The organism is Nocardia sp. CNY236 (genome assembly GCF_000482385.1).
Taxonomy (GTDB): Bacteria; Actinomycetota; Actinomycetes; order Mycobacteriales; family Mycobacteriaceae; genus Nocardia.
This window is the reverse complement of record NZ_AXVD01000027.1, coordinates 47,633-72,172: the sequence shown is the minus strand read 5'-3', so window position 1 is coordinate 72,172 and position 24,540 is coordinate 47,633. Positions and strand designations below refer to the sequence as shown.

The 24,540-nt window shown below is 65.6% G+C and carries 22 protein-coding genes and 1 pseudogene; 8 read left to right on the top strand and 15 right to left on the bottom strand.

The window, feature by feature from the left end; translation table 11 throughout:
• Positions 1-630 (bottom strand): annotated as a pseudogene (locus K940_RS0115400) (S9 family peptidase); the annotation flags it as partial.
• 102 nt (positions 631-732) lie between these two features.
• Here K940_RS0115400 and K940_RS28490 point away from each other — a divergent pair.
• From K940_RS28490 to K940_RS0115385, 3 genes are all read left to right on the top strand, one after another.
• Positions 733-1,779, top strand: a complete 1,047-nt coding sequence (locus K940_RS28490) for a dipeptidase (protein WP_051407224.1) — start codon at positions 733-735, stop codon at positions 1,777-1,779.
• A 56-nt stretch (positions 1,780-1,835) separates the two neighbouring features.
• The gene (gene lpdA, locus K940_RS0115390) at positions 1,836-3,236 is read left to right on the top strand and encodes a dihydrolipoyl dehydrogenase (protein ID WP_028478276.1); all 1,401 of its coding nucleotides are present in this window, start codon (positions 1,836-1,838) and stop codon (positions 3,234-3,236) included.
• Positions 3,237-3,363: 127 nt separating this feature from the next.
• A complete protein-coding gene (locus K940_RS0115385; RefSeq protein WP_036528761.1) occupies positions 3,364-4,068 on the top strand; it encodes a polysaccharide deacetylase family protein in 705 nt (234 codons plus the stop codon).
• A gap of 54 nt (positions 4,069-4,122) precedes the next feature.
• Here K940_RS0115385 and K940_RS0115380 read toward each other — a convergent pair whose 3' ends face one another.
• From K940_RS0115380 to K940_RS0115360, 4 genes are all read right to left on the bottom strand, one after another.
• A complete protein-coding gene (locus K940_RS0115380; RefSeq protein ID WP_028478274.1) occupies positions 4,123-4,539 on the bottom strand; it encodes a PPOX class F420-dependent oxidoreductase in 417 nt (138 codons plus the stop codon).
• Between the two features lie 130 nt (positions 4,540-4,669).
• Complete coding sequence (locus tag K940_RS0115375) at positions 4,670-5,875, bottom strand: ABC transporter permease (RefSeq protein ID WP_051407223.1); 1,206 nt, start codon at positions 5,873-5,875, stop codon at positions 4,670-4,672.
• The gene (locus tag K940_RS0115370; protein ID WP_028478272.1) at positions 5,872-6,750 is read right to left on the bottom strand and encodes an ABC transporter ATP-binding protein; all 879 of its coding nucleotides are present in this window, start codon (positions 6,748-6,750) and stop codon (positions 5,872-5,874) included. Before K940_RS0115370 ends, K940_RS0115375 begins: the two co-directional genes overlap by 4 nt.
• Before the next feature lie 209 nt (positions 6,751-6,959).
• Entirely contained in the window at positions 6,960-7,337 is a 378-nt protein-coding gene (locus K940_RS0115360) for a VOC family protein (protein ID WP_028478271.1), read from the bottom strand.
• A 130-nt stretch (positions 7,338-7,467) separates the two neighbouring features.
• Between K940_RS0115360 and K940_RS0115355 the strand changes: the two genes are divergently transcribed.
• Positions 7,468-8,250: a TetR/AcrR family transcriptional regulator C-terminal domain-containing protein gene (locus K940_RS0115355; RefSeq protein WP_028478270.1), complete on the top strand. Its 783-nt coding sequence runs from the start codon at positions 7,468-7,470 to the stop codon at positions 8,248-8,250.
• Here the strand turns inward: K940_RS0115355 and K940_RS28485 are convergent.
• Positions 8,178-8,792 carry a carboxymuconolactone decarboxylase family protein gene (locus K940_RS28485; protein WP_081706387.1) on the bottom strand — a complete coding sequence of 205 codons (615 nt, stop codon included), beginning with the start codon at positions 8,790-8,792 and terminating at the stop codon, positions 8,178-8,180. The two genes, K940_RS0115355 and K940_RS28485, sit on opposite strands and share 73 nt — an antisense overlap.
• A gap of 228 nt (positions 8,793-9,020) precedes the next feature.
• Here K940_RS28485 and K940_RS0115345 point away from each other — a divergent pair, with 228 nt between their 5' ends.
• Positions 9,021-9,899, top strand: a complete 879-nt coding sequence (locus K940_RS0115345) for a hypothetical protein (protein WP_028478269.1) — start codon at positions 9,021-9,023, stop codon at positions 9,897-9,899.
• Positions 9,900-9,902: 3 nt separating this feature from the next.
• Here K940_RS0115345 and K940_RS0115340 read toward each other — a convergent pair whose 3' ends face one another.
• The 6 genes from K940_RS0115340 to urtA all read right to left on the bottom strand — a co-directional run bounded on the left by K940_RS0115340 (position 9,903) and on the right by urtA (position 15,618).
• Entirely contained in the window at positions 9,903-10,601 is a 699-nt protein-coding gene (locus K940_RS0115340) for a GntR family transcriptional regulator (RefSeq protein ID WP_028478268.1), read from the bottom strand.
• A gap of 8 nt (positions 10,602-10,609) precedes the next feature.
• Positions 10,610-11,302: an urea ABC transporter ATP-binding subunit UrtE gene (gene urtE, locus K940_RS0115335; protein ID WP_028478267.1), complete on the bottom strand. Its 693-nt coding sequence runs from the start codon at positions 11,300-11,302 to the stop codon at positions 10,610-10,612.
• Positions 11,303-11,304: 2 nt separating this feature from the next.
• The gene (gene urtD / locus K940_RS0115330; protein ID WP_036528726.1) at positions 11,305-12,111 is read right to left on the bottom strand and encodes an urea ABC transporter ATP-binding protein UrtD; all 807 of its coding nucleotides are present in this window, start codon (positions 12,109-12,111) and stop codon (positions 11,305-11,307) included.
• Positions 12,108-13,253, bottom strand: coding sequence for an urea ABC transporter permease subunit UrtC (gene urtC, locus K940_RS0115325; protein ID WP_028478266.1), 1,146 nt, complete (start codon positions 13,251-13,253; stop codon positions 12,108-12,110). Before urtC ends, urtD begins: the two co-directional genes overlap by 4 nt.
• Positions 13,250-14,134, bottom strand: coding sequence for an urea ABC transporter permease subunit UrtB (gene urtB, locus K940_RS0115320; RefSeq protein WP_028478265.1), 885 nt, complete (start codon positions 14,132-14,134; stop codon positions 13,250-13,252). Before urtB ends, urtC begins: the two co-directional genes overlap by 4 nt.
• Positions 14,135-14,343: 209 nt before the next feature.
• A complete protein-coding gene (urtA, locus tag K940_RS0115310; RefSeq protein WP_036528724.1) occupies positions 14,344-15,618 on the bottom strand; it encodes an urea ABC transporter substrate-binding protein in 1,275 nt (424 codons plus the stop codon).
• 367 nt (positions 15,619-15,985) lie between these two features.
• Between urtA and K940_RS0115305 the strand changes: the two genes are divergently transcribed.
• The gene (locus K940_RS0115305; RefSeq protein WP_028478263.1) at positions 15,986-17,815 is read left to right on the top strand and encodes an acyl-CoA dehydrogenase; all 1,830 of its coding nucleotides are present in this window, start codon (positions 15,986-15,988) and stop codon (positions 17,813-17,815) included.
• Between the two features lie 49 nt (positions 17,816-17,864).
• Here the strand turns inward: K940_RS0115305 and ramB are convergent, their stop codons facing one another.
• Positions 17,865-19,271: an acetate metabolism transcriptional regulator RamB gene (gene ramB, locus K940_RS0115300; protein WP_028478262.1), complete on the bottom strand. Its 1,407-nt coding sequence runs from the start codon at positions 19,269-19,271 to the stop codon at positions 17,865-17,867.
• A gap of 95 nt (positions 19,272-19,366) precedes the next feature.
• Here ramB and K940_RS0115295 point away from each other — a divergent pair, with 95 nt between their 5' ends.
• Positions 19,367-20,878, top strand: a complete 1,512-nt coding sequence (locus tag K940_RS0115295) for an ATP-dependent DNA ligase (RefSeq protein ID WP_028478261.1) — start codon at positions 19,367-19,369, stop codon at positions 20,876-20,878.
• A gap of 143 nt (positions 20,879-21,021) precedes the next feature.
• Positions 21,022-22,290: an inorganic phosphate transporter gene (locus tag K940_RS28480; RefSeq protein ID WP_081706386.1), complete on the top strand. Its 1,269-nt coding sequence runs from the start codon at positions 21,022-21,024 to the stop codon at positions 22,288-22,290.
• Positions 22,291-22,327: 37 nt separating this feature from the next.
• Here the strand turns inward: K940_RS28480 and K940_RS0115280 are convergent, their stop codons facing one another.
• Positions 22,328-23,272 (bottom strand): hexose kinase, encoded by a 945-nt coding sequence (locus K940_RS0115280; protein ID WP_231390394.1) that lies wholly within the window; start codon positions 23,270-23,272, stop codon positions 22,328-22,330.
• The gene (locus K940_RS0115275) at positions 23,266-24,504 is read right to left on the bottom strand and encodes an N-acetylglucosamine-6-phosphate deacetylase (RefSeq protein ID WP_231390393.1); all 1,239 of its coding nucleotides are present in this window, start codon (positions 24,502-24,504) and stop codon (positions 23,266-23,268) included. The genes K940_RS0115280 and K940_RS0115275 overlap by 7 nt, the downstream gene beginning before the upstream one ends.
• Positions 24,505-24,540: the final 36 nt, after the last annotated feature.

The window sequence follows — 24,540 nt, the reverse complement described above, 5'->3', positions numbered from 1 at the left end:
AAGCGACGTACCACGACGCCACCGTTTGGCGATGCGCGGATACCCCGAATCGGTCAGCGAACCCGGACCGAAATCCGTGCCGACATACACCGAGTCGAGATCGATCCAGCAGATCTGCGACTTCGCCTCCGGCAGAAAGTAGCCGCCGTCGGAGGGGTCGACGAATCGCCGCTCGTCGAGGTCGAATTCGCGCACGACCTTGGCATCCGCCCCGCCGCGCGACAGACTGATCAGCGCCCTGGACTGCTGCGGGCGCAAAACCACCGCTCCGCCCCACACCCAGTTCTCGTCCTCGTCGTCGGCCACCGCGTCCAGGTCGATCAGGACATCCCAGTCCGGCGCCGCGGTGGTGTACTCGGCGAATGTCGTGCGTCGCCAGAGCCCGCGCGGGTGCTGCGCGTCCCGCCAGAAGTTGTACAGCCAGCCGCCGCGACGGCTGGGGAAGGCGATCTTGGTATCGGTGTCGAGCATATCGAGTATTCGCTGCTCGAGCGTCCGGAAGCGGTCCGAATCGGCGAACCGATCGACCGTGACGCTGTTGTGCGCGCGAGCCCAGTCCAGTGCTGGCTCGTCGGTCACACCCTCCAGCCACAGGTAGGGGTCGGTCACATCCCGTTCGGCGCTATCCATGCCCACGATATTGCCGAATAGAGTCGACTCGTTGGCGAGGGGATGATCATTCCCACATTGTTGCCGAATAGACTCGACTCGTTGGCGAGAGGGGAGAAACCAATGAGAATAGCCGCGACGTCGCCCAGACCGTCCGAAGAGGTCGAGGCGCCGTTCCTCTGGGAACAACACTGCAGCTTGCCGTTGTCTTCCGAGGCGCGGATCGGTGATCTCGCGCGCTACCCCGCGGGGGCGTTCGTGTCGGTCAATATCGGTTATTCCCCGCAGTCGAGCGCCGATTCCATGGCGTTGCTGCGGCGGCTTCGCGCAGATGCGCAGGCCGACAGTCGGTTCCGCCTCGTCCGCACCATCGAGGACATCGGTTCCGCCGAATCCATCGCAGTGGCGTTCGATCTCGAGGATGCCGGGCCGCTCGGCGGCGATCTGGACAATGTCGCCCGGTTCTACGAACTCGGCGTTCGGTCGCTGCAGCCGACCTACAACCACGCGAACGCGGCCGGCGGTGGATGCCTGGATGCCGTGGACACCGGACTCACCGCCTACGGCCGCGCCCTCGTCGACCGCCTCAACGAGGTGGGGATGTTCGCCGACGGTTCACACTGTTCCCGTCGCACCGGGCTGGAGCTGGCCGAACGCGCCCGGGTTCCGATGATCTACAGTCACTCGAACTTCGCCACGCTCTGGGACCATCCGCGCAATATCACCGACGAGCAGGCGCGCGCCTGCGCCGCGGCCGGCGGGGTCATCGGGATCAACGGTGTGGGAATCTTTTTGGGGTGCAACGCGGCCGACGAACGGCACGAGCGGATCGTCGCGATGGCGCGGCACATCGAGTACGGCGCCGAGTTGGTCGGGATCGAGCACATCGGGATCGGGTCGGACTACTCGTTCGACGCCGAGGATTTCAATACCGAGTTGCGCCGCAATCCGGCAGCCTTCTCCGAGGCGTACACCAGATGGGGGCCACTGTGCTGGGTTTCGCCGGAAGACCTCGTCGGCGACGGCGACGTGCCCGGATTGCCCGAGGTGCTGGTCGCGAGAGGTTTCCGTCCGGCCGATCTGGCCGCGGTGTTCGGTGAGAACTTTCGCCGGGTGGCGCGGCGAGTATGGCGAGCCCGACCGACCGTGCGCGGTGGGTGTGGTTCGTGACGCACGTCGCGGGGATGGGTGGGAGAACATCCGCGCGCGGAGCTAGGCTCGCTGATGTGACTTCCCAATACGACGTTGTCGTTCTCGGTGCCGGTCCCGGCGGGTACGTCGCCGCCATTCGCGCGGCACAATTAGGTCTGCGTACCGCGATCGTCGAGCAGGAGTATTGGGGTGGGGTGTGCCTCAATATCGGCTGCATCCCGTCCAAGGCGCTGCTGCGCAATGCGGAACTGGCCCATATCTTCACCAAAGAGGCAAAGACCTTCGGCATCTCCGGCGAGGTGAACTTCGACTACGGCGTCGCCTTCGACCGCAGTCGCAAGGTCGCCGACGGCCGAGTCAAGGGCGTCCACTTCCTGATGAAGAAGAACAAGATCGACAAGTTCGAGGGCAAGGGAACGTTCACCGGCCCGAACTCCATGTCGGTCGAACTCGGCGCGGGTGGTACCGAGACGATCGAGTTCGCCAACGCGATCATTGCGACGGGCACCGTGACCAAGTTGTTGCCCGGCACTCGGCGTAGCGCAAATGTCGTCACCTACGAGGAACAGATCCTCACTCGCGACCTGCCCGGTTCTATGCTCATCGTCGGCGCCGGCGCGATCGGCATGGAATTCGGCTACGTTCTGAAGAATTATGGCGTCGACGTGCGGATCGTCGAATTCCTCGACCGCGCTCTGCCGAACGAAGACGTCGATATCTCCAAGGAGATCACCAAGCAGTACCGCAAACTCGGGATCACCATCACCACCGGCGCGGCCGTACAGTCCATCGACGACGACGGCGACAAGGTCACCGTGTCGATCAAGGACAACAAAACCGGCGCGCTCGAAACCGTCACCGTCGACAAGGTGCTGCAAGCTGTCGGCTTCGCGCCGCGGGTCGAAGGGTACGGCCTGGAGAGCACCGGTGTGCGGGTGGAGCGTGGCGCCATCGCGATCGACGACTACATGCGCACCACCGTGCCGCATATCTACGCCATCGGCGATGTCACCGCCAAGTTGCAGCTCGCACACGTCGCGGAGGCACAGGGCGTGGTCGCCGCCGAGACCATCGGTGGCGCGCCCACCGTCCCGCTGGGTGACTACCGGATGATGCCGCGGGCCACGTTCTGCCAACCGCAGGTCGCCAGCTTCGGCTTGACCGAGCAACAGGCCCGCGACGAGGGATACGACGTACAGGTCGCGACGTTCCCGTTCATGGCCAACGGCAAGGCACACGGTCTGGGCGATCCCACCGGTTTCGTCAAGGTCATCGCCGACGGCGCCTATGGCGAGTTGCTCGGAGGCCACCTCATCGGTCCGGATGTCTCGGAGCTGCTGCCCGAACTCACCCTCGCGCAGAAGTGGGACCTGACGGTCAATGAACTGACGCGCAATGTGCACACCCATCCGACGCTCAGCGAAGCCTTGCAGGAAGGATTCCATGGCTTGGCCGGGCACATGATCAACTTCTGACTCGGGCACATGCCGAGGCGGGCGCGCGGTTGCCGACCGTGCGCCCGCCGTGGTTGCCGGGCAGGAATTCTGCGCGGTCGCCGAAGGTGGGCGGCACCTGCCGACGGCGGTCTGCTATACAGCGAGGGTGCTGCGTAAGTGGATGAAGATCGGTGTGCCGGTGCTCGTGATCGTCGTGCTGATCGCGACAGGCCTCTACTACCTCATGAACGCCCGTACCTTCCAGCTCGCCGGGCATGTGGTTCACCGGGTGGACACCGATGCGAAAGTGGTCGCGTTGACCTTGGACGACGGACCCACCGATCGCACCCCCGAGGTATTGCGCGTCTTGGCCGAAGCCCAGGTCCCGGCCACGTTCTATCTCAACGGCGCAGACCTCGCCGACCGTCCGGAGCACGGTAGGTCGATCGCCGAGGCCGGCCACGAGATCGGCAACCACACCTACTCACATCGCCGGATGGTTTTCGTCACCCCTGGCACGGTCGCCGACGAGATAGAAACCACCGATGCGGAGATCGGGAAGACCGGGTATACCGGCCCGATCACCTTCCGCCCGCCCTATGGCAAGAAACTGTGGACGTTGCCGCGGTATCTCGCCGACCACGAGCGTGTCACCGCAATGTGGGACGTCGAACCCGACTCCGGCAAGCCGGGGGTGACCGCGGACGACATCGTGGCCGAGACCGTCGATCGTGTCCGCCCTGGTTCGATCGTGCTGTTACATGTCATGCATGGTTCCGGCGCTTCGCTGGAGGCCATTCCTCGAATCGTTGCCGAATTACGCTCCGCGGGATACGAATTCGTGACGATGTCGGACTTGATGACTCGTTGACCGAAGAACGATGCCGCTGCGCGCGCAGGACGGCGACCGCCGGCCGTCGGCGAGTCAGAGCATGCCGTAGGCCCGCGTCGGGGTGAAGACCACCAGAGCGCGCCGCTCGGCGACCATCGCGGCACGATATTCGTCCCAATCAGGGTGTTCACCGGATGCGGCACGGTAGTAGTCGATGAGTTCCTCGACCGTGCGGTCGCCCGGGTCGGCGGCGACCGGCGTGAGTTCGACCGTGCCTTCGATGACCACATAGGCGAAGAAGTCGGGGCGGGTCACATGGATCGCGGCCCAGGGGGTACGGACCAGGTTGCGGTACTTCGCAACGCCCGCACCGACCGAGATTCGCACGCGACCATCCGCATCGACGATGTGAAAGACGTTCGACAGTTGCGGGCGTCCGTTACGACGGATCGTAGTGAGCACGGAATTGTGGTGCGTGCGGGCAAAATCGACTGCGACGGCAAGGTCCATACCGGTGTAACTTCCGGTTGTGTCCGGTTCTTCCCCAACGCCGACAATGACGCCCCACCGATGAGTACAACATCGCGTACATCGGTGTCGGTTCTGGCTCCGAGGAGTTCTCGGGTCCCGGTCCGCCTGCTCAGTCCTCGAGGGCCAGCGCCTGGCGCAGGGTGAGCCGCCCTTGGGTCTGCATGAGGGAGCGGCGGTAGATCTTCTCGGCTATCAGCACCGTGCCGTAGGCGGCGCAGGCCATGAGCGCCAGCGCGATCACCGGTTCCCACCAGGATGCCGTCCCGGCGGCGAGGCGGGTGGGCATGGCGACCACCGAGACCAGCGGGACAAAGGACCCGATGCGAAGCGCGGCGCCGGACAGGAAGATTCCGGCGAACAGCACGATCATGATGAGCATGGTCAGCGGTGTCGAGGTGGACTGCAGGTCCTCGGTGCGAGTGGCCAGCGCCCCGGCCACCGCCCACAGACTGGCCAGCGCCAGGAAACCGACCAGGAAGAACACCACGAACCAGCCCGCGGCGCCGCCGATCCGCGACACCTGATCACCCTTGCCGGTCGCGACCAGTCCGATCAATCCCGCGCCGACGAACAGCGCCAACTGACCCAGCGCCATCGTGGCATTGCCGATCACTTTGCCGGTCAGCAACTGGCGCAGTGGAATCGCGCTGGCCAAGATCTCGACGATGCGATTCTCCTTCTCCGCGACCACGCTCTGGGCAATGGACAGGCCGAACAGAATCGAGGACAGATAGAACAGGAACGCGAACACGAGCCCGGCCACCGTGGCCAGCCCGGGGTCGACGGCATTCGGTTCGAGCACGGTCTCGGTGACGACCCCACCGCGGGCGAGCTGCTCGGTCGAAATCCCAGCCGCCGCGGCATTGCGTGCAATCGCCAGCTGCCCGGCCGCCGTCGAGATATAAGTAGTGGCTTTGTTGTTGTTCGCGGTCTTCCCGAGTAGCTGCCATCCGCCCGGCTGCGGGGCCAGCCCGACGGCCACGCTGCCGTCGCGCACCTGTTTCTCGACCGTGCTCGTGTCGGCGACCTCGTGCGCGACGAAATCGACCTTGGTGTTCGCGGTGTGCGCCAGCTCTCCCGCCAGATCCACGACCTCGCTCGCGCCTGATCCGGTGACCGCCACATCGATGGTTTCGGTTCGGCCGCTGAGGAATCCGCTGATGGCCAGCGACGCGACGATCGCGACAATGGTCACTGCCGTGGAGATCAGGAAGTTGCGATCACGCAGCTTCACCGAGATCTCCTGCTTCGCCACCAGTCGCCACAGCCCCCTGGTTGTCGAATCGATGTTCACGTCATCGTGTTGGGTACTCATGCGACCGCCTCCCGGTAGATATCGGACACTGACGCCCGCACCTCGGCCAGCTCCCGCACCGACCCGCGCGTCAACGCCTCGGCGAGCAACTTGTCCGTCGTCGTATCCGTCAATTCCACGATCGCTGACTGCCCAGTGGTTTCGACCACCGTGACTCCAGCGAACTCCCGCAGCCACTCGACGCCGCCATCCAGTACCAGTCTGTACCGCGTCGGCCCCGTCGCCGTGAGCTCCGCCGCCGACCCCTGTGCGACCACCCGCCCGTTTGCCAGAATGATCAGCCGATCACACAGCCGCTCTACCAGATCCAACTGATGTGACGAGAACAGAATCGGAACCCCTCGTGCCGCATACTCACCCAACAGCGTGGCCATCGAATCGACCGCCGCCGGGTCCAATCCGGAGAACGGTTCATCGAGGATCAACGCCATCGGCTCCGCGATCACCGCGGCCGCGATCTGCACTCGCTGCTGGTTACCCAGCGACAGCGACTCCAGCTTGTCCTTGCGCCGCCCGCCCAGTTCGAAGCGTTCCAACAGCCCCTCCGCGCGCGATGCGGCCGCGGCCGCGTTCATCCCACGCAGTCGCGCCAGATAGACCAGTTGATCGAAGATCGGCTGCTTCGGGTACAGCCCACGCTCCTCGGGCATGTACCCGAATCGCCGCCGATCCGCGGCCGTGGCAGCGATGCCATCCCAGCGAACCTCCCCGCCATGAACTCCCAACACCCCCATGATCATTCGCATGGTGGTGGTCTTCCCGGCCCCGTTCCCACCCACGAATCCGGTCAACATCCCTTCCGGCACGCTGAACGACACCTCATCCACCGCGACCTTCTCTCCGAACCTGCGCACCAGTTGAGTCACTTCCAGCATCGGATCTCCCCATCTGTCCTGATGAACGAAACCCATCTTGCCGCAATATTGCCGAGGGCAGCCGTGGCACGGTGCGCCACGATCGGGTCCGCCGCGGGGATAGGCCCTGAAAACGATCATGATCCGGAAGCATTACCCCAGCTGCGATGCCACGGCGAGGGCGCGGCTCTGGACCAGAGCCGCGCCCTCGAGGTGTAGAAACCGCGCCGTCAGACCCACTGCACCAGTTGGATGATGATTCCGTTCGGATCGCTCATCTGAAAGTACCGTTCACCCCACTCCTCGGTTTCGATCTCGGTCACGATCGGTACTCCTTCCGCGCGCAGCCGCGCGTACTCGCTGTCGATATCGTCGACGACGAAGACGACGAGCACGCCGTCGCCCGCACTACCCGCTGCACTCTTCGGTTTGAAGGTCGCCAGTCCAGTGCGGAGGTAGATGACGGCCATCCCCGCGTCTGCTCGCGCCAGTGACACGAATCCGTCGGCCGACATCCGCTCGGCGAATCCGAGGTGACCGATCAGGAATTTCGCGGAGGTCTCGGGGTCGGGGACGTTGAGTACGACTGCGGATTCGGTGATCTTCATAGGGCCTCCTCAGGGCATCCCAACTATTCAGTACTTAGTACACTATACTTTGTACATAAATAAGCAGCCTCGAGCACTATGATGTGAATCACGCCGATATCATCGGGGTGGGACGGGTGAGGAGGCGGCGGTGGCACAACCGAAAGAGCGCAGTGGCGCGGGTGATCCGGTGCGTACGTTGGAGTTGCTCTGGCGGCTGCCCGCGGCATCCGGCGCGGCCCGAGGCCCGAAACAGCGCAGCAGCGTCGAGGCGGTCGTGGCCGCGGCGATCGAGATCGCCGACGGAAAAGGCATCGACGCGCTCACCATGCGCGCCGTCGCCACCGCACTCGGCATGACTCCAATGGCCACCTACACCTATGTGCCGGGAAAAGCCGAGCTCATCGACCTCATGCTCGACACGGTGTACGCCCGCATGGACCGCGCCGACCTGACCGGCTTGCCCTGGCGCGACCGAGTCGCACTCGTCGCCGGCGAGAACCGCGCCATGTTGGCGCGTCATCCATGGGTGGCTTCCCTACCGACCACCCGCCCGCCGCTGGGTCCGGGCCTCGCGGCGAAATACGACCACGAACTGCGAGCGTTCGAGGGGCTGGGCCTCGACGACGTCGCCATGGACGCTGCGCTGACGTTCGTGCTCGGGTTCGTCACATCCGTTTCTCGCCTCGCGATCGACACCGACCATGCCGCGGCCGACAGCGCCATGTCCGATCGTCAGTGGTGGGAGCGGGCAGCGCCGGTGCTGGCGCAGGTCTTCGATGAGCAGCAATATCCGTTGGCGGCCAGAGTCGGCACGGCCGCCGGCACGGCGCACGACGCGGCCTACAGCGCCGACCATGCCTACGAGTTCGGATTGGCCCTGGTGTTGGACGGCCTGGCCCGACGCATCGACGATCCGCGAACCGACTGCTGAATATAGTCGCGCTGGATGCGCAGTGCGGTGATGGTCGCGGCCAGCCCGTCGTACTGAACGACCAGCAGTACGATTTCGACCAGACTGCGTTCGTCGTAGTGTCTGGCCAGTTCGGTCCAGATGGCGTCGTCGATGTCGCGGGTGTGCACCAGTTGGTCCACAGCCCGCAACAGTGCGCGGTGTCGGTGAGACCAGTCGGCTGCGCTCGGTCCCACACGCACCCGTTCGAGGACTTCCGCCGTCAACCCGGCGCGGCGACCGAGCCGGATGTGATGGTCCAGTTCGTAGGCACTGCCGCGCAGATGGGCGACGCGAACGATGACCAGTTCGGATTCACGGCGCGGTAGTCGGCCACCGGGCATGAGTGCGCCCGAATAGATCAGCCAGCCGCGGAACAAGCGGCGGGTGCGGCCCAGCGTACTGAACAGGTGGGCATCGCCTGTGCCAGCGGCGCGGGAGAGCGCGCGCCAGACCAGCCAATTGATCGGGCCGAGTTCGCGAAACCGTCCTGGCGGGATGCGTGGCCGCGGTGCTGAATCCATCTGATGGTCACCTCTTTCGGGGCCGCGGCATGTGCCGACCAGCCCGTGTCGACCAGCCCATGTCGACCGGTCGGGGCCTCCTCGCCCACGTCGCGTCGCTCGCGACCCATTGTGCGCTTTCGGTGGTTTTCGGCAGAGTACCCCGTCATCATCAGTATCTATACAAGCCACCGTGGTCGCCGGGTTCCGCGGCCGACGAGGGCAGACAACCGGTGGGCAGGGGAACAGATGCTGGTGAGGATCAGGACCGGAGCACAGCTTTCCGGAGCCGAGCAAGAATTCGTCGCGTGCCTGCGGTCGTATCCGACGACCGCGGTGGTGGTCGTCGATCTCGAGGCGGACAACCGCCGCGTCGATGCGGTGGTCTGGACGCCGCGCGGGCTGACCGTGGTGGCGGTGTACGGTTTTCGGCGTCGACAGAACGGCATTCTGAGCACACCGGCGCAGCAGCCATGGACGATCAGCGACGTCCCGGTGGAGTTGGACGATCGGGACGCCGGAAGTCCTGCCGATCGTGTGGAACACAGCATGTTCGCCGTGAAGCAGATGCTGCAGCGGGGATTGCGGGACCCAGGACACATCAGCGGCGCGGTGGTGCTCGTTCCGTTTCGCGGAGCAATGGTTCGACCGGCTCGCACCACCCTGCGTCCCGGGCTGGATGTCGTCGTCGGCAATGTCGCTGATGCTACCGAGTTGCGCATCTATCTGGACGGATTCTCCGCGGGACCGGCCAGCTGGACGGTGGACCGCGTGATCGCCTCGTGTGATGCTCTCGGTATCGTCGACCTCGCCCCCACTCGCGCCCAGTTGCTCGCCGCCGGGTTCCAGGAGAAGGCGCCACAACCTGCGCCGACGATCCCACGTCGGCCCAAACCACAGGGCGTGCCCACGCCCGGCATCACCACGAAGAGACAGACCTACGTGGGATGGTCGGTCGTCGGGGTCGCGGTGGCCGGAATCCTGTTCGTCTTCGGTGTGATCGCTACCGCATTGGCGCAGGACTCACCACAGCCGGTGCGAGATACCGCCACCACGGCGCCGAGTCCGACACCCTCTCCGCCGCCGTACCAGCCGGTCGAATGCTGGCCGTTGCAAGCCGATTGCTGACGGTCAATCCCGCACGGCCCGGCCCAGTTTGGTCAATCGCAGTGCGTGCTGCGCGCGCGCCCGCACGTGCATCCGGGCGGTATCGACATGCGCGGTGAGTCTGTCCAACGCCGCGTCCACCGCACCGGCCGAGAGGAATTCGGCGATCGCGATATGGTCGGCAACCATCGTGGCGATCCGTTCCGGGCTCGGGACATCCAGCGTACGGACCGGTCGCACCCGCACATGCACCGCGGTGAGCGCCTCGGCGAGCGCAGTGTTACCCGCCGCGGCCAATACCGTGGTGTGGAAGGCTTCGTCGGCGGCCACGAGGGCGGGACCGGGTTCGGGGGCATGGTCGCGTAACCGGAGCCATGTCGCGAGTTCGTCGCGTATCGGGTCCAAGGCGTGCGACCTACGGTCGCCGGGCCGCACCCGTTGCATTCCTCTGGTCTCCAGCACGATGCGCAACTCGTAGAGATGATCGAGTTCGTCGAGTCGGGGACGATACGGGTAGAGGCCATCGGCAAGCCGCTCGACCAATCCGTCGGCTTGGAGACGAGCCAGAGCTTCGCGTACCGGCGTGCGCGACACCCCGTAGGTCTCGGCGAGGCGTTCTTCCCCGAGCCGTTGGGTCGGCATGATCGCGCCGGAGGCCAGATCGCGGCGCAACGACTCGTATACCTGCTCGCGCAACGGGATGCGACCGATGTCGCGGGCCATGCCGGCGCTCAGATCGCCATTGCCGAGCGGACCGCGCTCTCGGCCCCCGCGCCACCTTCGCCCGAGGACGTCACCCGGCCGGACTGCAGGACGTAGTAGCGGTGCGCTGCTTGTAACGCGAAGCCGATGTGCTGTTCGACCAGCAGCACACTCAATCCGCCGCGATGGGTCAGATCGATGATCGTGCGCTCGATCTCGGCAACCACCGAGGGCTGGATTCCCTCGGTCGGCTCGTCGAGGATGAGCAGCTTCGGTTCGGTGATCAAGGCGCGCGCGATGGCGAGTTGTTGCCGCTGGCCGCCCGACAGCAGTCCCGCCTTACGCGTGAGGAGTTCGCGCAGCGCGGGAAACAAGTCGAGTGATTCGTCGATCAGCGCTTTGCCGCGCGTGCGTCCGTCGGCTACCACCTGCAGATTCTCCGCCGTGGTCAATTGCGGGAAGCTCTGCTGTCCTTGCGGGACATAGGCGATTCCACGCCGCACTCGCCGAGACGGGGACAGTTTGGTGATGGTCTGCCCGTCGAATTCGATGCGTCCCGATCGGGTACCGAGCAAGCCGACAGCGGTACGCAACAAAGTGGTCTTCCCGGCGCCGTTGTGTCCCATGATGGCAACCACACTGTCGTCCGGTACCGTCAGCGAAACGCCGTGAATCACCTCGGTGCGGCCGTAGCCGGATCGGACATCGGTGAATTCGAGCATCGTCATCCCCTTTCCAGTTCGGTGGCTGCGGCCGCCGCGGTACCGAGATAGACCTCTTGGACTTTGGGGTCGGCCTGCACCTGCTCAACGGTGCCTTCGCTGAGTACGGCGCCGCCGGCGAGGACGGTCACCGAGCTGGCGAACGCGCGCATGAAGTCCATGTCGTGTTCGACCACCACGACCACGCGTTCGCCGCCGATGCGGTGCAGCAGATTCCCGGTCTCTTCGCGTTCTTCCGCGCTCATTCCGGCCACCGGCTCGTCCAGCAGCAGAACCGAGGCGTTCTGGACCAGGAGCATGCCGATCTCGAGCCATTGTTTCTGCCCGTGGGCCAGGATGCCGGCGGGTTTGTCGCGCAGGTCACCCAGGCCGGTGGTCTCCAATGCCTCCTCGATACTCGGCAGTATCGAGCTGCGCCGGCGCAGCATCGTCAGCGCCGAGCGGCTCGCACCTGCGGCGATATCGAGGTTCTGGAGCACGCTGAGTTGTTCGAACACGCTCGCGGTCTGGAAGGTCCGGCCGACACCGAGCTTGGCGATCTGGTGCACTTTCTTGCCGAGCAGCTCGACGCCGGATTTCTGCGCGGATCCGGTTGCTGGAACGAGTCCGGTGATCGCGTCGATCAGGGTGGTCTTCCCTGCACCGTTGGGGCCGATGAGGAAGCGGAGGTCGCCTTGCAACACGGTCAAGTCGACATCGGTGACGGCCTTGAATCCGTCGAAGCTCACCGAGAGCCCTCTGATTTGGAGGTATTCACTGGACATGCCGGCATTGCCGCCGAGCTTGGGCGTGCGCGTCGTTTCCGTCATCGGGATTCCACTTTCTCCGTCGAGGGCTGCGTGGGCGCTGGTGGATGCGTGCTGGGTTCGTCGGCTGTCGTACGCCGGAACCGGCCCTCCAGCAACCCCTTCACCGTCGGCCACAATCCGGCCAGCCCCGCCGGGATGAAGCCGACCACCACGATGAACAGCACACCTTGCAGATAGATCCATCCGGACGGGAACTCCTCGGAGAACGCCGTCTGTGCCCACGCCACCCCGATCGCGCCGAGTACCGGCCCGAGCAGGGTGGTCCGGCCACCGATGGCGACGCCGATCAGAAACGCGATGGATGGGACGACGCCGATATCGGCGGGGGAGATGATGCCCACGATCGGGGTGAACAACGCACCGGCGATGCCGGCGAAGAAGGCCGCGACCACGTAGGCGAGGATCTTGACGTTGGCCGGATCGTAGCCGAGAAACCGTACGCGCTCCTCTTGGTCGCGCACCGCGACCAGCAGTTCGCCGTACCGGCTGTGCATCAGTTGTCGCACCAACGCGACCACCAGCAGCAGCGTGCCCGCGGCGAGGAAGAACAGCATGCGCCGGTTGATCGGGTCCGACAGTCGGAAGCCGAAGAAGGCACGGAAATCCGATAGGCCGGTGAACCCGCCGAAGGCCTGCTGCCCGGTCAGCAGAATGGCCATGGCGGCCGCCAGCGCTTGGCTGAGAATGGCGAAGTAGGCGCCTTTGACTCGCCGCTTGAACACCCCATAGCCCAGCACCGCGGCGATCAGCCCGGGCAGCAGCAGAATCCCGAGTATCGCCACCGGAGCCGAGGCGAAAGGTTGCCAGAGCGACGGGAGCTCGCGAATCCCGGCGAGCTCCATGAATTCCGGCACGTCGTTGCCGAGCCGGGCGGCGTCGGCCAGTTGGAGATGCATCGCCATGATGTAGGCGCCCAGGCCGAAGAACACCCCTTGCCCGAGGGTCAACATGCCGCCCCGGCCCCAGGCCAGTCCGATACCGACCGCGACGATCGCGAAGCACAGGAATTTCGCGAGCAGATTGAGTCGGAAATCGCTGAGTACCGCTGGTGCGACCGCGAACAGCAGGATTGCAGCGATCGCGAATCCGGCCAATGGGGTGAGCGAGGAGTGCGTACGCCACCGTTGTGCGAGCGTGGTCATGCCAGACTCCTTGTCCGGACGGTGAACAGACCCTGCGGGCGGACCTGCAGGACGATCACGATGATGACGAAGACGATGACCTTCGCGATGGACGCGGTGGTCGAGTATTCGATATAGGAATTGAGCAGGCCGAGCGCGAATGCCGCGATCACCGTGCCCTTGATCTGGCCGAGCCCGCCGATGACCACCACCAGGAATGCGTCGATCAGGTAGCTCTGGCCGATGGTCGGGCTGGTGGAGCCGATCAGGGTGAGTGCGACTCCGGCGACGCCGGCCAATCCGGAGCCGATGAAGAAGGTGCTGATGTCGGTGAAACGACTGGATACCCCGGATGTTTCGGCCAGGCCCCGATTCTGTACCACCGCGCGAATACGCCGCCCCAACGGCGTCGTCTTGAGCACGACGGCCAGCGTGGTCACCGCGATGATGGCGAGCGCGAGAATGAACAGGCGCGTCTTCGGGACCACCGCGCCCAGGATCGTGACGCCGCCGCTGAGCCACTCCGGTGCGACGACGTTCTTGGCAGGTGCACCGAAGATGTCTCGGGCGACCTGCTGCAACACCAGCCCGACCCCGAAGGTGACCAACAGGGTGTCCAGGGGCCGGTCGTACATCCAGCGGATCAGGCCCATCTCCAGGGCGGCGCCGAGCAGGCCGCCGACCAGGAAACCGATCGGCAGGGCCACGATGAGCGCCACGCCCGCCGACGAGATCACTTGCTGCACGACAAAGGTCGTGTAACAGCCGGCCATGATGAACTCGCCGTGCGCCATATTGATCACGCCCATCTGACCGAAGGTCAGTGAGAGCCCGAGCGCGGCAAGCAGAAGAATCGATCCCAGGCTCAACCCGGTGAAGAGTTGGCCGATAACAATGTCCATGGGTGAGAATCCTGTGTCTGTCCGGCAGCGCCTTCGGCACCGCGCGCGGGTGATGCGTGGTCTCGCTCAGCGCGAAACAGCGCGGAGCCGTGCGGTCGCGGCGGGATGACACCGCGGCGCTGCGTGTGCGTGGTTCCTCGGCGTTGGTGTTCGAGTGACCACCGAAGCGGCGGTCACTCGAACACGCGCGGAACCATGAGCGGCGAGGGTTACCTCAGGCCCTCGGCCCAGTCGTAGGACTCCAGGTACGGGTCCGGGGTGATCGGCTCACCCGAGTCCCACACGGTGTAGATCAGCCCGTCGGGGCGGATTTCACCGATGCGGGCAGTCTTGGTGATGTGGTGGGTGTCGCCGTCGATGGTGACCCGGCCTTCCGGCGCATCGAAGCCGACGCCGTCGGCTGCGGCCTGAATGTCTTCGACCGCGAACGACTGCGCCTTTTCCACCGTGTTCTTCCACAGGTGGACCGCCACGTAAGCGGCTTCCATCGGGTCCGAGGTCGGCTTGTCCGCACCGAACGCAGCCTTGTAGTCGGCGACGAACGTGCTGTTCACCGGATTGTCGATGGTTTGGTAGTAGTTCCAGGAGGTGAGCTGCCCGGCGATGTTCTGCACCCCGATGCCGGCGACTTCTTCCTCGGCAATGGACACCGAGATCACGGGCATCTCGTCGGCTTTCAAACCGGCGTTGGCGTATTCGCGGAAGAACGCGACGTTGGAATCGCCGTTGAGCGTGTTGAACACCGCGTCCGCGTTCGCGGTCCGGATCTTGTTCACGATGGTGGAGAAGTCGGTCGAGCCGAGTGGCGTGTAGTCCTCACCCTTGATCTCGATACCATTGGCCGCAGCGTAGGCCTTGATCTCGCGATTGGCGGTCTGCGGGAAGACGTAGTCGCTACCGACCAGGTAGAGCGAGGTCGCACCTTGCTCCTTGAGGTAGTCCAGCGCCGGGATGATCTGTTGATTGGTGGTCGCGCCGGTGTAGAAGATGTTCTTGCTATCTTCCAGGCCCTCGTACTGCACCGGGTAGTAGAGCAGGGAGTTCAGGTTTTCGAACTTCGGCTTCATCGCTTTGCGACTCGAGGAGGTCCAGCCGCCGAAAACCGCTGCGACGCAGTCGGAGCTGATCAGTTTCTCCGCTTTCTCCGCGAAGGTCTTGGGGTCCGATGCGCCGTCTTCGAGTACCAGTTCGATCTGTTTGCCGAGCACTCCCCCCGCGGCGTTGATCTGGTCGACGGCCAACCTGGTCGAGTTGGCGACTGTGACCTCCGATATCGCCATCGTGCCGGACAGCGAGTGCAGCGAACCGACCTTGATCGTGTCCTGTGACGTGTCGACGCAGGACACGCTATCCGATCCGCTAGCCGACACATCGTCTCGAGCGCCGCACGCGGTCAGCAACAAGCCGGCGACCGCGACAGCGGTTGGTACCGCCAGTGTTTTGACCACGCGCCCAGCGCGCGGAATGGTACGGAAATCTGGCATGGGCGGACCCTCTCCTCATCAGGCGGTGCGGCGGCACTGGGTCGCGCCGCCGCGAACACCGCCGCTGCTGGGCCGGTCACAGCTGTAGACCGGGTTGTATACAGCGGCTGTATTCGTGATGCGAACGGTAACCAGCGGTTGTTGCGCCGGTATATCGGCTGATAACAACTCCGTTTCGACTGTTTCGTTTATGTGACGGTTTGTGGTTATCGCTCGGCGAATAGTTGTGAGGTTTGGGTGAACCCGCTGGTTGGAGAGGGTCCGGCTACGCTTGCGTAGCGTGTTGTGATGCGGCACTCTTCGGTTGGTACGGCTTTCGAACCGTCCGGTCTCGACCGGGCTGTGGAATCGAGTCGAGGAGGACCAGGTGGGCCACTACAAGGCGAACCTGCGGGATGTGGAATTCAACCTGTTCGATGTGCTCGTGCTGGACAAGCTCCTCGACACCGGAGCATATGGCGAGCTGGATTCCGAGACCGTCCGGCAGATCCTGTCGGAGGTGAAGCGACTGGCCGAAGGGCCGGTCGCCGAGTCCTTCGCGGCGGCCGATCGCGACCCGGTGGTGTATGACCCCCGAACGTTTTCGATCTGCGTCCCGCAGCCTCTGCGCGCGACGATCGCCGCCGTGCGAGACGCGGGTTGGAGTCGCCTCGGCATCCCCGAAGCCATGGGCGGCACCCCGGCGCCGGCCGCGCTGGTGTGGGCGATCGCCGAGATGATCACCTGCGCCAACCCTGCGGCATCGTTCTTCAATATGGGACCGTTCCTCTCGGCCGTGCTGTTCAACGTCGGCACTGCGCAGCAGCAGCACTGGGCGGCGCTCGGTTTCCAGAAGGGCTGGCAGGGAACCATGGTGCTGACCGAGCCGGACGCTGGTTCGGACGTCGGCGCCGGTCGCACCAAGGCGATCCAGCAGGAGGACGGCAGCTGGCACATCGAGGGTGTCAAACGCTTCATCTCCGGCGCCGAGGTCGGTGACACCGCCGAGAACGTCTTCCATCTGGTGTTGGCTCGCCCCGAGGGCGCCGGCCCGGGCACCAAGGGGCTGTCGCTGTTCTTCGTGCCCAAGTTCCACTTCGACCACCAGACGCTGGAGCTCGGTGACCGCAACGGTGTGTTCGTCACCAACGTCGAACACAAGATGGGTCTGAAATCCTCGCCCACCTGTGAGGTGGCCTTCGGCGGGCACGGCATCCCGGCCAAGGGATGGCTGGTCGGCGAGGTGCACAACGGTATCGCCCAGATGTTCGAAGTCCTCGAACACGCCCGCATGATGGTCGGCATCAAGTCGTCGGGGACTCTGTCGACCGGGTATCTGAATGCGCTGGAGTTCGCCAAGCAGCGGGTCCAAGGTGCGGATCTGACCCAGATGACCGACAAGTCCGCGCCGCGGGTGACGATCACTCATCATCCGGATGTGCGCCGGTCCTTGGCGATGCAGAAGGCCTACGCCGAAGGGCTGCGTGCGGTGTACCTCTACACCGCGGCGCACCAGAACGCAGATGTCGCCGAGCACGTCTCCGGTGCGGATGCCGAGCTCGCGGCGCGGGTCAACGATCTGCTGTTGCCGATCGTGAAAGGTGTGGGTTCGGAGCGGGCCTATCAGTACCTGACCGAATCGTTACAGACGTTGGGTGGTTCGGGGTTTTTGCAGGATTATCCGATCGAGCAGTACATCCGGGATGCCAAGATCGACTCGCTGTACGAGGGCACGACCGCGATCCAGGCGCAGGACTTCTTCTTCCGCAAGATCGCCCGTGATCGTGGCGTGGCATTCGATCACGTCACCGCGCAGATCGCCACGTTCCTGGAGGCCGAGTCGGGCCGGTTCGAGCGCGAGCGTGAGCTCTTGGCGACGGCCGCAGCGGATGTGCAGGCCATGGTGGGCGCGCTCACCGGATTTCTGTTGGCCGCGCAGCAGGAGCCGGCGCACCTGTACAAGGTGGGTCTCGGATCGGTGCGCTTGCTCCTCGCGTTCGGTGACCTGCTGATCGGGTGGCGGCTGCTGGTGCAGGCGGAGATCGCCGCTGCCGCGGCGGTCACCGTCACCGCGGCGGACGATCGCGCGTTCTACGCCGGAAAAGTAACCGTCGCCAGCTTCTTCGCCAAGAACGCACTACCGCATCTCACGGCGGAACGCGCCATCATCGCCGCTCTCGACGACGACATCATGACGGTGGACGAGACCGCGTTCTAGTCGGGCCAGGGCCGCACCGGACTTCTCTCCCGGGCACGTTCGAGCGGGACTACTTGAGTACATACGGCGAAACCGAACTGCGGTGCTCGCTGATGTCGAGCACCTTGCCCAGTGGGGGGAACGCGCGCTGCGGGCAGTTGGCGCGCTCACAGACCCGGCATCCCGCGCCGATCGGTGTCGGCTGTACCTCGTCCAGATCGATGCCATCGGCATAGATCACCCGGCCCGCATGCCGCAGTTCGCACCCCAGACCGATGGCAAAGGTCTTGCTCGGCTCCCCGTAGCGCGTGGCCCGGCGTTCCACCGTGCGTGCCACCCAGAGGTATTTGCGGCCGTCGGGCATCTGCGCGATCTGAGTCATGATCTTGCCGGGATAGGCGAAGGTCTCATAGACATTCCACAGCGGACAGGTTCCGCCGCTGGCGGAGAAGTGGAAACCGGTAGCGGACTGTCGCTTCGACATATTGCCGGCCCGGTCGACGCGCACGAACGAGAACGGAACCCCGCGCAGCCATGGTCGCTGCAGTGTGGACAGCCGATGGCAGATGGTCTCGTAGCTCTGGCCGAAGAAGGCCGACAGCCGTTCGATGTCGTAGCGAAAGTCCTCGGCGATTTCGTGGAAATGCGTGTACGGCAGGACAGTCGCCGCCGCGAAGTAGTTCGCCAAGCCGAGCATGGCCAGCTTACGGGTGTCGTCGGAGGCGAAATTACCTTCGTCGACCAGCTTTTCGAGCAGTTCGCCACATTCGAAGTAGGCCAGCTCGGCGGCGAGCTTGAAGCTGCGTTGTCCACCGGACAGATGTGGCGCGATTTCCAGGTTTCTGGTCCGCGGGTCGTAGCGGTGCAACACCCCTTCGCCGAGGTCGATGCGCTCGGTGATCCGTACGTCGTGACCGCGCAGCAGCTTGGCGATCTCGGTGTTCACGTCGCCGCCATGAAAGCGGATGCGCACCGTGAGGTCTTCGGCTGCCGCATCCAATGCGTGAATGTAGTTCTGGCGCTGATAGAAGTAGTCGCGCACTTCCTCGTGCGGCTTGCTGATCGTCGCGCTGCCCGCGCCGTCGGCGAAGCGGTCTTCGGTGGCGGCGGCGAGTTGGGCGGAGGTGTTTCGGTAGCGGTTGTGCATGTTGACCAGCGCGCGGGCCATGCTCGGATGTGCCGAGACCATGTCGGCGATCTCTCGGGGGTCGGCCTCGATACCCAACTCCTGATCCATCACGACCTCTTGCAGTTCCGCGATGAGCCGGGTGTCGTCTCGGGTCGAGAAGAACGTGGCGTCGACGCCGAATACGTCGCCGATCTTCGACAACACCGGCACGGTGAGCGGTCGCACGTCGTGTTCGATCTGGTTGAGGTAGCTCGGGGAGATGTCCAGCTTCTGCGCGAGCGAAACTTGGCTGAGCCCGCGTTCGGTCCGTAGCTGCCGCAACCGAGCGCCGACATAGGTTTTGGCCATGCGCCCAGCCTATGAGCGCTTTCACACCAGTGCCAACGCCCCGATCGGCAGTGCGTTTCCCGGTGATGTCATCGTCGGCGACTACCGTCGGAGCAGTGTTGTTCCGCGAGGTCGTCCAGGCATCGGAGAACGTTGGCGCGACCAGGTCGCGCAAGACGAAGATCGCGACCCTGGCGCAGGTGCTGACCTCGGCCGCCCCCGAGGAACGCGCGGCGGTTGTCGCCTGGGTCTCCGGTGAGCTGTTGCAAGGCCGGATCGGGACGGGTTGGCGCACCCTCACGGGCATCGATCGCGATGCTGCGCCAGCGGCCGAGGCCACGCTCACGGTTTCGCAGGTGCATGCCATGCTGGGCGACCTCGCCGAGACCACCGGTCCCGGCTCCACCGCACGCCGCAGGCGGCTGCTCGTGGCGTTGTGGTCGCGCGCGACGCGCGCCGAACAAAGTTTCCTGCTGCGACTACTCACCGGAGAGTTGCGCCACGGCGCGCTCACCGGCGTCGTAGCCGAAGCGGTGGCAGTCGCCGCCGACGTGTCGCCCCAGGCGGTGCGTCGGGCGTCCATGCTGGCGGGGCAACTACCGGTCGTCGCTGTCGCTGCGCTCACTGGCGGTGCTCGAGCACTGGCGGAGTTTCGGCTCGAGATCGGGCGTGCGATTCAACCTATGCTCGCCACGCCCGGCGCGAGTCTGGACGAGGCGCTGGAGGAATTCGCAGGAGAGGTGAGCGTCGAGCACAAACTGGACGGCGCCCGCATTCAGGTGCACCGAAACGGTGACCGAGTGCGGGTGTTCACCAGAACGCTGCGCGAAATCACAACCAGCGTGCCGGAATTGGTGGACCTGGTTGCGAGCCTGAACTGCACCAGTGTCGTACTGGACGGCGAGACGCTGGCCCTCACCGACTCCGGACGGCCACGACCGTTCCAAGAAACCATGAGCCGCTTTGCCGAAGCGAGTTCGCCGAGCGAACTGCTGCACCCCTATTTCTTCGACTGCCTGCACGTGGACGGTCGAGACCTGCTCGACGCTCCGTTGGTCGAGCGGCGCGCCGCGCTGACTGCGGTAGCGGGGTCGCAGGCCCTTCCCGCGCTGCTGCGCCCCGACGCCGCCGCGGCCGCGCAATACTTCGACGATGCGATCGCGGCGGGCCACGAGGGCGTCATGATCAAGTCGTTGACCGCGCCCTACGCCGCCGGCCGCCGCGGTCGCTCCTGGCAGAAGATCAAGCTCACCCATACCCTCGACCTGATCGTGCTCGGTGCGGAATGGGGATATGGCCGACGCACCGGCTACTTGTCGAATCTGCATCTGGGGGCGCGTGACCCGAACACCGGGGACCCGGTCATGGTGGGTAAGACGTTCAAGGGTCTCACCGATGCACTGTTGCGGTGGCAAACCGCCGAGTTTCCGCGCCACGAGCGATCCCGCGACCAGCACACGGTCTATCTGTGGCCGGCCTTGGTGGTCGAGATCGCGCTGGACGGGGTCCAGAGCAGCCCGCGCTACCCCGGTGCCGTCGCACTGCGGTTCGCTCGCGTCGTGCGGTATCGGCCGGACAAAGATCCTGCTCAGGCGGACACCATCGACGCCGTGCGCGCCCTGCTGTGACGGTGGTCTCGACCGGTTCGCGCCGGTCGCCGATGCGAGTTCGGCGCCTCGCCGAGGAAGGTCGAATCGGCTGGCAGATCCACCGCCGATGAGGTGCAGCAACCCCATAGCAATGGGAGTTGTCGATGCTTCACACTGAAGACGTGACTGCCGAATTCGTGGTTCTGTCGATCGTGATCGCCACGGCACTCGCCTTCGATTTCACCAATGGATTCCACGACACCGCCAATGCCATGGCGACCTCGATCGCCACCAGGGCGCTCGAGCCGCGCGCCGCCGTTGCGCTGTCGGCGGTGCTGAATCTGGTGGGCGCCTTCCTGTCGGTCGCGGTCGCGGCGACGGTGGCCAAGGGCATCGTCCGGCTCGAGGCGGCATCGGGCCACAATCTGCTCGTCATCGTCTTCGCCGGCCTGGTGGGCGGAATCCTGTGGAATCTGCTCACCTGGTTGCTCGGGTTGCCGTCGAGCTCCTCACACGCGCTGTTCGGCGGTCTGATCGGCGCGACGATCGCCGCGCTCGGCTGGGAGGGGGTGATCTGGGCGTCCGGTTCGGAGGGCGTTCTCGTCGACATCGTGCTCCCGGCTGCGTTGGCCCCATTCGTCGCCGGCACGGTCTCCGCGATCGGAACCTGGGCGGTGTACCGAATCACCAGGAACCTCGACCGAGACAAGGTGGTCCAGGGTTTCCGCTGGGGGCAGATCGGCTCCGCCTCGCTGGTCTCCCTGTCGCACGGCACCAACGACGCACAGAAAACTATGGGCGTCGTGTTCCTTGCTCTCGTGGCCCACGGCACGGTCGGCGCCGACGACGACATGCCGATGTGGGTGATCGCCGCCTGCGCCGTGGCCATTGCGGCGGGCACGTATGTCGGCGGCTGGCGAATCATCCGCACCTTGGGCAAAGGCCTGGTCGAGATCGATTCGCCGCAGGGATTCGCGGCCGAATCCGCATCGGCGGCGATCATTCTCACCTCCTCGCACTTCGGGCTGCCGGTGTCGACCACACACACCGTGACCGGCTCCATCCTCGGCGCGGGACTGGGCAAGGGCGCCGCGGTGGGGTGGGGTGTGATGCGACGGATGGCCCTCGGCTGGGTGCTGACGCTGCCCATGGCCGCAATCGTGGGAATGATCTGCTGGTTGCTCGCGCACACCCTCGGCGGGCTGCCCGGAATGCTCGTGGTGTTCGGTCTTCTGCTCGGCCTGACCCTGCTGATCTACCTGCGCTCCCGACGAGATCGCGTGCACCGAGGCAATGTCAACGCGCCGCTGACGCGGGGCTCGAGTGCCGGCGTTTCCCCCGGCGCGCCTGTTCGAAGCAGTCGGACGGATGCGGTGGAATCCGACCGGGTTGCCCCAGCGCAGGAGGAGCGAGCGTGCGCACTCGGCATCCACGTGTTCGGCCAGGAATGACCGCAGGCGCCCCTGGTTCGCCGCACCGCAGAGACCGTTACGGGGATTTCGACAGATCCAGCCGGGCGAGCCGAACGGTCGGGGCCAGTCGGGCGCGCAAGCCCCGGTCGATCTCGCCGGCCACCGGGACGACCACCGCCGCCGCGGCGGTGGCCACCGCGTCGCCGAGCACGGCAGGCCAGTCGGGACTCGATGTGGTCGACAGCGCGGCGATCACCGCGGCCACCGCCGCATCCTCGGCCCCGGTCGATGCACCGGCGACCGGCTCGGCCAGCGTGGCCGACCACATGCCCTCGGCGGTGACGACAGCCATCCCGTCCAGGCCTGGGGCAGTGATCACCGCGCGCACGCCGCGCTCGACCAGCGGCGCAGCGGCGGCTACGACCGCTTCGATCGTGTCGGGGCGAGCGCTGGTGAGACGCTGTAGCTCGGCCTGGCTCGGCATGAGGACGACATCGGGTACCCGAGCGGCCAGGCGCAGCGCCTCACCCTCGATGTCACAGATGGTCGGCACGTTGTCGCCGATTGCGGTACGCGCGATCTCGGCGGGCAGGGCGGGATCGATGCCGCCGGGCAGTGGACCGGAGATCACCAGCCCGGCGATATCGGGCAGTAGTCCCGCCACCCGGACGGCCAACTGCTCGCTGGCATGCGGGTCGGTGACTCGAGCGCCCGGTTCCTGCAGGGAGGTGGCAGTGCCATCCTCGCATTCGCTGACCACCACGGTGCGGCGCACCCACGGCAATGCGTGGACGAAGTCGACCGGCATCTCCAATTCGGCGGCAGCCGCGAACGCGTGGTCGGAGAAGCCGGTGGCACGGGCATACGTGCCGAGCTGATTGAGCACCCGGGTCACATTGACGCCCTTGCCGCCGATACGCTGCTCCACCGCGTACACGCGGTGAGCCCGTCCGCGTTCGAAGCGTTCGACGCGATAGGTCATGTCGTACGCGGGATTCATGGTCACGGTGAGGATCACCACAACCACTGTCCTCGTCTGAGTACCCGGCGCAACCGGAGATCGTCATCGGCTATCACCAGATCGGCGAACCCACCCGGTCGCAGGTCACCGACATCGGCGAGCCCGAGTGCTTCGGCCGGCGTCGCGGTGGCCGCGAGCACCGCCTCCCGCTCCGAGATACCGCATTCGCTCACCAGCCACCGCACGCACTGCAGCAGCGTGTACGTCCCGCCCGCGATGGTCCCGTCGGCGGTTCGCGCGACGCCGTCGCGCACCGTGACCGGCCGCGCGCCGAGCTGGTAGGTGCCGTCCTCGCGTCCTACCGCGGCGATCGCGTCACTGACCAGTGCTACCCGGCCCGGGGCGGTGGCGAACACCAGCGCGGCGAAGCCCGGGTCGATGTGGACGCCGTCACCGATCAGCTCCACGACCATCGCACCCGCCGCCGCTGCGACCAGGGCCGCCGCGACCGGACCCGGGGCCCGATGATGCAGCGGCGGCATGCCGTTCGCCAGATGGGTGACCAGGGTGCCGCGACCGTTGGGCGGCGCCGCATCGCGGAATCCGGAATAGTCGGCGTCGGTGTGTCCGAGCGCCACCACCACACCGTGGTCGGCCAGTCGCGCAGCGACGGCGCTCGCGCCGGGGCGTTCCGGCGCGAGCGTCATCACCCGCAGGTGTGCGCCGCCCGCGTCCAGTATGCGGTCGGTCGACGCACGATCGGGGTCGCACAGAAATCGGGGATCCTGCGCCCCGCACCGGGCCGCCGACAGAAACGGTCCTTCTGCGTGGATGCCACCCAGCACGCCCTCCTCGGCGAGTTCGCGCAGCACCGCGATCTGCGCCGCCATCGTGGCCACCGGTCCGGCGACCACACTCGCCACCACGGTGGTCGAGCCACTCGCATGGTGGGATTCGGCGGCGGTGCGCGCGTGCGCACCGTCCACGGTGTCGAATCGACAACCGAACCCGCCGTGATTGTGGATGTCCACCAGCCCCGGCAGGATCGTCCCGGAAAACGGCGGCGCCGCGAGTTCGGGATGGGCGGCGCGCCAGTGTACGAATGGTTGCACCGTTTCGATCCGGTGCCCGCGAATCGTGATCGCCGCGTCGTCCACAGCGGTGCTCGCGGCAATGACCTTTCCCCGGATCACTTGGTCGAGATGCCTGGTCATGGCGTCGTTGCCGGCCGAGCGGACTCGGCGCGCTCGAACGTCGGGGCGAGGATGGTCGCCGAGTGCCGGGGTGAGCACTGCCCGGTGGTCGTCGGGCCGGTGGAGCGTGCGCGA